Genomic DNA, 7,275 nt, shown 5'->3' with positions numbered 1-7,275 from the left:
GAGGGTGCACGGTGGTTTCATGCACGCCCCAGTCGTCGCCAAGATGCGCGAAAGTGCGGTACTCGCGCCAGAATTCCAGGGTCATCAGCAGCTGTTCAGCCACGCTCAGCGCGGCTGGGCGGCCAGATTTCTTCTTCCGCCCTTCGCGTTCATTCAGCACTGCTTCCATCTCGGCGAAGGTTTCCGGATAGACCCCGGTGCGTCGCCGAAACTGCTTGCGGTTCATCTTTAGCGTGCGTGTCAGACGATCTTGCTCCACCCTGCCAGCTTAGCCCACGACTTTCGCAAGAGGTCTATTGAAAGACGTGTGTAGGCGCTGGGCTATAGGCCGTGATAACAGCAACAAACAAGCAGGAGGGGTCGTGGGGCAGGTGTGCGGGCCGCTCCGTGCTACGTGTAACTCACCGATGCCATGACCCCGAATAGGGTCAAATCCGCATTCTTTCCTAGGCGTGATGGCTTACCTTGCCGGATGGTCTTGGCCGAGGCACCCTGCACCTGCTACGGTAGGGCTACACCGAAAGGAGGTGCTGCAAATATGACCCACAACATCTTTGATTCCCTGACCACTGCCCAAGGAACCCTCGCCCCTGCCCACTGGAGTGATTTTGCAGCATCAACCACCGAGAACACAGCCCGACCACTGCCGATTCATTAGCACACCGCAGGCCCAACCATGAGTCAGCGCGGCGGCCAGGACTGGCTGGATACCGAGCTGAACGACCTTGATACGGGGCCGGAACGCAAAGAGAAACACAAGGTCAAAAAACCGCTGGGCCGCCGCAAACTGGCGACGCTCAAAAAAGGTGCAGAGGGCGAGGCCGATGAGATCATCAAGCGGCTGACCGATCTGGGCCACATTACAGAAATCGTGGCCGAACTGAAAAGCGGCAAGGAAGCCACCGCCTACGTGGCACGCGGCCCACGCGGAAGCATTCTGGTGAAGCTGTACCGCGAACTGGAAGCCCGCAGCTTCAAGAACGACGCCATATACCGTGAAGGACAGACCATTCTGGACGAGCGGGCCAGAAAAGCCATGCAGAGCCGCAGCCTGAAGGGGCTGGCGATGCTTCAGATGGGCTGGGTCACGGCGGAATACGCGCACCTCTGGAAGCTGTGGAATGCGGGTCTGAGCGTGCCCGAACCGCTGGTGGGGCCGTCTCCGTTCGATTACGAAAAGACCACGCCCGCCGTGCTGATGCGCCTGATCGGTACCGAAGACGCCCCCGCCCCCCGCCTCAGCGACGCGGTCCTGACGCCCAAGCAGGCCCGGAGCGCCTGGGAACAGAGCCTGAACGGCATGGCGCATCTGCTGCGGCTGGGATACGTGCACGGCGATTACAGCACCTACAACCTGCTCTGGCAACTGGATTCACAGCAGGGCGATTCACAACAGAGCGTAGAAACAGATTCAGGGCCACAGGCCGAGCAAGACCAGAACGATATGCAGCACATGAACAGCCCATACAGCGCGAGCCAGAGCAGTGAAATTCAGAACGAGGAGGAAGGAACCGTGGTCATCATTGACTTTCCGCAACTCACGACCCGGCAAAACCCCAACTTTGCCCAACTGCTGCGCCGCGACGCCGACAGCCTGAGCATGAGCTTCCGTCGGCACGGCATTCAGACCGACGGAGAAGCCACCCTGAAAGAAGTGCAGAAGCGGGCGCTGGGGCCAGCACCGACGCCGCGTCTCTTGCTGCCCTGAGGTCTGGTGCAGCTCTGAGGGGAGAGGGATTCCGTATGAGGTTCCGGCACTCGTCTTTGCTTTCTCCCTCTCCCCCATTTCATCCCGCCCCGCTACACTGCCCTTATGCCCCGTACCCTGAAATTCCTGCTGGCCCTGCTACCGCTGTTGTTGGCGTCCAGCGCGGCCAAATCTGCCCGCCGCCCGCGTAATACACAGCCCCAACCCGAATGACCGCTCCTGCCGCGTGGCGCTCGGTGTTGTATGTTCCCGGCGACAAGCCGAGGGCCATAGAAAAGGCGCGGGGACTGCGGACCGACGCCATTATTTTGGACCTGGAGGACGCGGTGGCCCCCGAAGCCAAGGTGCAGGCACGGGAGCAGGTGCGGCTGGCACTGCGGGCGGGCGGCTGGCGCGTGCCTGTGCTGGTGCGCGTGAATGGTCTGGGCACTGAACACGAACACGCAGACCGGGAAATGGCGTTGCTGTCGGGTGCGGCGGGGCTGGTACTACCCAAGACCGAGGATGCCCGCGCTGCGGCGTCACTCAGTCTGGGTCTGCCGCTGTGGGCCATGATCGAAACACCTGCCGGGGTGCAGAATGCCGCTGCCATCGCCGCTGTACCGGGCGTGGCGGGCCTGCTGGTGGGCGCGAACGATCTGGCCCGTGCCCTGCGAACTCAGCCGCACCCCGAACGGTGGCCGCTGCTCTACGCCCTGTCTGCGGTGGTCCTGGCTGCCCGCGCTGCCGGAAAAGTGCCGCTGGACGCCGTATTCAACGATGTCACCGATGCAGACGGTTTTGCCCGCGAGTGCGCTCAGGGCCGGATGTTGGGCTTTGCGGGCAAAACGGTGATTCATCCGGGCCAGATTGCCGCTGCCAATGCCGCTTACGGCGTCACGGAGGCGCAGGCCGCCGAAGCACGTGCCCTGCTGGAGTCATGGGAAACCGCCCGCGCAGAGGGGAAAAGTGTAGCCACCCACCGGGGAGCGCTGATCGAGCAGATGCACGCAGACGAGGCACGGGATAACCTGACCTTGTGGGCACAGCAGAGACAACCGGAACCAACCTCTTGACCGCTTCCTCTGCGGCTCCGGCCCGCGTGGTGGTGGTGGGCGGGTCCAATGTGGATCTCAAGGCCCACACGCTGGCCCCAGTGATTCTGGGCACCAGCAATCCGGGCCTGACCACCCAGACCGCAGGCGGCGTGGCCCGCAATATCGCCGAAAATCTGGCACGGTTGGGTGTGGCAGTTTCACTGGTCAGTGCGGTGGGCCGCGACAACCTGGGTGACGCCCTGCTGGACGACTCCAAGGCAGCAGGCGTGGACGTGCGCTTCGTGTTGCGGGTCAACGAACATCTGACCGGCACGTACACCGCCATGATGAACCATGAGGGCGAGCTGTTGGTGGCGGTTTCTGACATGACAGTGCTGACAGTCCTGACGCCCACCACCCTGCATGACCGCCGGGCCGTGCTGCGCGGCGCGACCTGGGTGGTGGCCGACGGCAACCTCAGCGAACCCACCCTCAATCACCTGATGAAACTGGCCGCCGAAGCGGGCGTGCCTGTTGCCTTTGAGCCAGTCAGTGTGCCCAAGGCCCTGCAAATCCGGTCCTCCATCGAGGCTGGATTCCCGCCGCATACCATGACGCCCAATCTGCTGGAACTGGGCGCACTGGTGGGCCGCGAGGTGCCGGACGTGTCAGCCGAGATCCGGGCCGCCACACAGGAATTGCACGCGCAGGGCATCCATACCGTGTGGGTGAGGCGTGGGCAATTGGGCAGCCTGCTTTCTATGCCAGATACTTTTACCGAGCTGCCCACCGTTTCTGCCAAAGTTGCCGACGTGACCGGAGCCGGAGACGCGATGCTGGCCGCCTACCTCGCCGCGTTGCTGGCAGGTCTGACCCCCGCTGAGGCGGCCCGTCAGGGTCACGCCGCCGCCGCCCTGACCGTAGAAAGCACCCATACGGTTGCACCGACGCTGACGCGGGAAGCGCTCCTGGAAAGGCTCAAAGAGCAGTAGACAGCAAGAGCTGTGGAGTGTCGGGCGTGAGGCGTGGAGAGAACTCTGAAGATTCCTGTCACCTCTCCACGGACTACAGGCTGACGCGACCTCCTACCCCACCACCGGCTCTCCGCCCCCTTTGACCCGGTGATTCTCGGCCCAGACGTAGCGGGCAGCCAGCGTGCGGTAAGGTGCCCAACCTTCCAGCACCTCGGCGGGCGGCGTGTGCGGATGCAGACGCGTCAGTCCCTGCCTGAGCGCGAGGTCCCCCATGCTGAACACGTCGGGGCGGGCCAGCGCGAACATCAGGAACATTTCCACGGTCCAGCGGCCTATGCCGGGCAGCGGAATCAGAGCGGCGATCACGGCTTCGTCAGGCAGGGTGGACAGGTGGGCAAAATCCACCCGGCCATCCAGCGCAGCGGCGGCCAGCGCCTGAACAGTGCGAACCTTGGCCCAGGACAACCCGAAGGAACGCAAGGTTTCGCCGTCTACGGACAACAGGGCTTCTGCGGTGACGGTGGTCGGCGGTCCGGCCTCCGAACCCGATACAGGTTGACCCAGTGCAGGCTGACCCAGTACAGACTGACCCAGAGCCGCCACCAAACGCCCATGAATGCTGGCCGCCGCTTTCACGCTCAATTGTTGCCCGTTTACGCTGCGAACGAGGGTGCCGAACGGATCAGAGGTGGGCGTCAGCACCGGCAGGCTGCCCACCTGAGCGATGATCTGGGCCAACAACGGATCGCGGGAAAGGTGCAGCACAGCCGCTGCGTGGTCGGTGAGGGGCAGGTCGGGCGACGATGCGGGGGCAGACATGGCTGTATTGTGCCGGGCAAAACGGAGCAGGGCTGAACTCTCGGTCATCTTCTCATCACGTTCATCGGGTATGGATAGAGGCATGAAGAATGCACGCTTCCTGCTGCCTGCCCTCGCCGCCCTGCTCTTGGCCGGAGCCTCGGCCCAGACCACCATCGGCGGCATGACCATTACCCGCCCAGCCCCGGTCAGCCGCCCCGCCGCTGCTCCGGCCAGCGCCAGTTCCAGCATTCCGGCAGGCTGGCGCGAACTGCGCGGACAGGTGCTGACCCCCAGCCGGACAGCCCTGCCCGCAGGCAGCGTGGTCACGGTGGTCATCGAGGACGTGTCGCTTCAGGACGTGGCTTCACGCCAGATCGTTCAGATCCAGTTCTCCACGCCGCGCCTGCCCGCCTCCTATCAGATCGTCTACAACCCGGTGCGCTTTGCCGCAGGCCGCAGCTACGCGGTGCGGGCCACCGTGACCGACAAAAGCGGCAGGCTGCTGTACGTGACCGATACCCGAACCGAGTTGCCCACAGCGGCGCGGGCCATGCTGGACGTGAAGGTGATCAAGGTTCGCTGAGCGTAGATCGTAACGTGGGAAAGGCTGGAATCTAGCCCCCTATCCGCCGTTTTAGCCAGTGATAGCTGTCTTTGGGCGTGCGCTCCTGCGTTTCAAAATCCACGTACACCAGCCCGAACCGCTGCGAGTACCCCTCGGCCCACTCGAAGTTGTCCATCAGGCTCCACGCGAAGTAGCCGCGCACGTCGGTTCCCTGCTCTATAGCGGTCGCCACGGCTTCCAGGTGCGCCTCGTGGTAGCGAATGCGGGCCTCGTCGCGCACCCGGCCATCCTGAACCACATCAGCCTGAGAGCAGCCGCTTTCGGTGACGTAGATGGGCGGGCAGAGGTCGCCGTAGCGGGCCTTCAGGTTGGTCAGTGTCTGCGTGAGGGCTTCGGGCACCACCGACCAGCCGAAATTGGTACGCTCGCGGCCCGGCACGCCCTCCACTTTGGCCCCGAAAGGCGACTGCGGGTCGGCGGTCACGTGGTCGGGCTGATAGTAATTGACGCCCAGAAAGTCCAGCGGCGCGGCAATGGTGGCGAGGTCGCCGGACAACACCAGATCGAGGGCCTGCGGCGCGTGGGCGCTGACCAGATCCAGCACCGCCGACGGGTATTCGCCGCGCAGGATGGGATCGGTAAAGAGGTGGTTGTGCAGCGCGTCCAGTTGGCCTGCCGCCTGATGATCGGCGTCGCGGTCGGTGGCGGGCCACGCGGGGGCGTAGTTGTTGGCAATCCCCACCTGCCGCGCCCCGGCTTCCCGCAGGGCACGCACCGCCATGCCGTGCGCCAACAGCTGATGGTGTGCCGAGGCAAAGCCGCCCGCCAGCCCCAGCCGACGCCCCGGCGCATGGATACCCAGCATGTAACCCAGGGCCATCACCACGAAGGGTTCATTCAGGGTCATGAATCCGGCGGCGCGGTCAGCCAGCCTCTCCCCCACGGCAAAGGCATAGTCTTCAAATCGGTGGGCGGTGTCGCGGTTCAGCCAGCCGCCGTCGTCTTCGAGGGCCTGCGGCAGATCCCAGTGAAACAGCGTGGGCCACGGCTGAATGCCTGCCTCCAGCAGTTCATCGGTCAGGGCGTCGTAGAAGGCCAGCCCCGCCGCGTTGGTGCGCCCCCGGCCTTCGGGCTGCACTCTGGGCCACGCCACGCTGAAGCGGTAGGCGCTGAGGCCCAGTTCCCTCATCAGTGCCACGTCTTCCTTGTAGCGGTGGTAATGGTCGCAGGCCACGTCGCCCATATCGCCGTTACGGATGCGGCCCGCCGTATGAGAAAAGGTATCCCAGACGCTGGCCCCGCGTCCGCCTTCCTGCACGCCGCCCTCGATCTGATAGGCCGCCGTCGCCGCTCCCCACACAAACCCCGCCGGAAAGTCGCTCATGGAGCCAGGGTAGCAGGGCACGCGCCATGAGCCATAAACCGTGAGTCATCAGCCCTGAGTCATCAGTTCCGGGGCCTTATCCGGGACCATGAGCAGCGCAGGGGCGCAGACCAGTCATGATCCACGCCCCTCATAGGTGCTCAGAGCCTCAAGCCCAGAGCTGTTTTACGCTTCCCGCTGCCCCGTGACCCAGTAGCGCACACGCTCAGCGATGTTTTCCATATGGTCGCCCACGCGTTCCAGGCTGCGGCCCACCCGCATCAGCATCAGGGCCTTGGAGATATTGCGCGGGTCTTCGAGCATGTAGGTCACCAGTTCGCGCTGAATCTGCTCGTACAGGTCGTCTACCTCGTCGTCCATGCCGATGGTCGCCTCGGCGCGGGTCACGTCGCGGTCTGCGAGGGCGGTGCGGAGATTCTGGCTCATCTCGCCCAGTCGTTCCAGCATCCGGGCCAGATTCACGTAGCGCTTGAGCGCCGGAGCCTGCGCCAGTTCCGCGCCGTCTTTGGCAACGTGGACGGTGTAATCGCCCATGCGCTCGATGTCGCTGAGGCTCTTGAGGATCAGGGCCACCATCCGCAGGTCGCGGGCCACGGGCTGATGCAGGGCGATGATCCGCAGGCATTCGGCCTCGATCTGGGCTTCCTGGGCATCCACCTCGCGGTCAAGGGCACGGATTTCTTCGAGGCGCTCGGTGCGTTCGTGCAGCAGGATGTCGGCGGCCACGGGCAACATGCGTTCTACCGTGCCCAGCATATTCAGTGCACCGTTCAGCACGGCACGGAGGTCAGATTCGAGGGCTTCACGCATAGGGGTACTCCTGAGCA

Annotated in this window: 8 protein-coding genes; 4 read left to right on the top strand and 4 right to left on the bottom strand. The window is 64.2% G+C overall.

Annotation, left to right across the window (positions count from 1 at the left end; translation table 11 throughout):
* A partial coding sequence (locus F561_RS0114085; RefSeq protein WP_245556525.1) for a helix-turn-helix domain-containing protein occupies positions 1-259 on the bottom strand: 259 nt, incomplete at its 3' end.
* Positions 260-676: 417 nt separating this feature from the next.
* Between F561_RS0114085 and F561_RS25520 the strand changes: the two genes are divergently transcribed.
* From F561_RS25520 to F561_RS0114065, 3 genes are all read left to right on the top strand, one after another.
* Complete coding sequence (locus F561_RS25520) at positions 677-1,708, top strand: RIO1 family regulatory kinase/ATPase domain-containing protein (protein WP_019010611.1); 1,032 nt, start codon at positions 677-679, stop codon at positions 1,706-1,708.
* Positions 1,709-1,917: 209 nt separating this feature from the next.
* Positions 1,918-2,763 carry an HpcH/HpaI aldolase/citrate lyase family protein gene (locus tag F561_RS0114070; RefSeq protein WP_019010609.1) on the top strand — a complete coding sequence of 282 codons (846 nt, stop codon included), beginning with the start codon at positions 1,918-1,920 and terminating at the stop codon, positions 2,761-2,763.
* On the top strand, positions 2,760-3,716 hold the full coding sequence (locus F561_RS0114065) for a carbohydrate kinase family protein (protein ID WP_019010608.1): 957 nt from the start codon (positions 2,760-2,762) through the stop codon (positions 3,714-3,716). Before F561_RS0114070 ends, F561_RS0114065 begins: the two co-directional genes overlap by 4 nt.
* Before the next feature lie 93 nt (positions 3,717-3,809).
* On the opposite strand, the gene F561_RS0114060 is transcribed toward F561_RS0114065, so the two are convergent.
* On the bottom strand, positions 3,810-4,517 hold the full coding sequence (locus F561_RS0114060; protein WP_040380836.1) for a DNA-3-methyladenine glycosylase family protein: 708 nt from the start codon (positions 4,515-4,517) through the stop codon (positions 3,810-3,812).
* 82 nt (positions 4,518-4,599) lie between these two features.
* On the opposite strand from F561_RS0114060, the gene F561_RS0114055 reads away from it, so the two are divergent.
* Entirely contained in the window at positions 4,600-5,082 is a 483-nt protein-coding gene (locus F561_RS0114055; RefSeq protein WP_019010606.1) for a YbaY family lipoprotein, read from the top strand.
* Positions 5,083-5,113: 31 nt separating this feature from the next.
* Here F561_RS0114055 and F561_RS0114050 read toward each other — a convergent pair whose 3' ends face one another.
* Together F561_RS0114050 and phoU are read right to left on the bottom strand one after the other, a co-directional pair.
* On the bottom strand, positions 5,114-6,448 hold the full coding sequence (locus F561_RS0114050) for a GH1 family beta-glucosidase (protein ID WP_019010605.1): 1,335 nt from the start codon (positions 6,446-6,448) through the stop codon (positions 5,114-5,116).
* 165 nt (positions 6,449-6,613) lie between these two features.
* Complete coding sequence (gene phoU / locus F561_RS0114045; RefSeq protein ID WP_019010604.1) at positions 6,614-7,258, bottom strand: phosphate signaling complex protein PhoU; 645 nt, start codon at positions 7,256-7,258, stop codon at positions 6,614-6,616.
* Positions 7,259-7,275 lie beyond the last annotated feature (17 nt).

It is taken from the genome of Deinococcus aquatilis DSM 23025 (assembly GCF_000378445.1).
In the GTDB taxonomy this organism is placed as follows: domain Bacteria; phylum Deinococcota; class Deinococci; order Deinococcales; family Deinococcaceae; genus Deinococcus; species Deinococcus aquatilis.
Note: the sequence above shows the minus strand (reverse complement) of the source record. Positions and strands in the feature narration are given on the sequence as shown.

Bases quoted from the DNA above. Each gene is read 5' to 3' on its own strand.
- F561_RS25520 (WP_019010611.1), top strand. From the start codon at position 677: ATGAGTCAGCGCGGCGGCCAGGACTGGCTGGATACCGAGCTGAACGAC.
- F561_RS0114070 (WP_019010609.1), top strand. From the start codon at position 1,918: ATGACCGCTCCTGCCGCGTGGCGCTCGGTGTTGTATGTTCCCGGCGAC.
- F561_RS0114060 (WP_040380836.1), bottom strand. From the start codon at position 4,517: ATGTCTGCCCCCGCATCGTCGCCCGACCTGCCCCTCACCGACCACGCA.
- F561_RS0114055 (WP_019010606.1), top strand. From the start codon at position 4,600: ATGAAGAATGCACGCTTCCTGCTGCCTGCCCTCGCCGCCCTGCTCTTG.
- F561_RS0114050 (WP_019010605.1), bottom strand. From the start codon at position 6,448: ATGAGCGACTTTCCGGCGGGGTTTGTGTGGGGAGCGGCGACGGCGGCC.
- phoU (WP_019010604.1), bottom strand. From the start codon at position 7,258: ATGCGTGAAGCCCTCGAATCTGACCTCCGTGCCGTGCTGAACGGTGCA.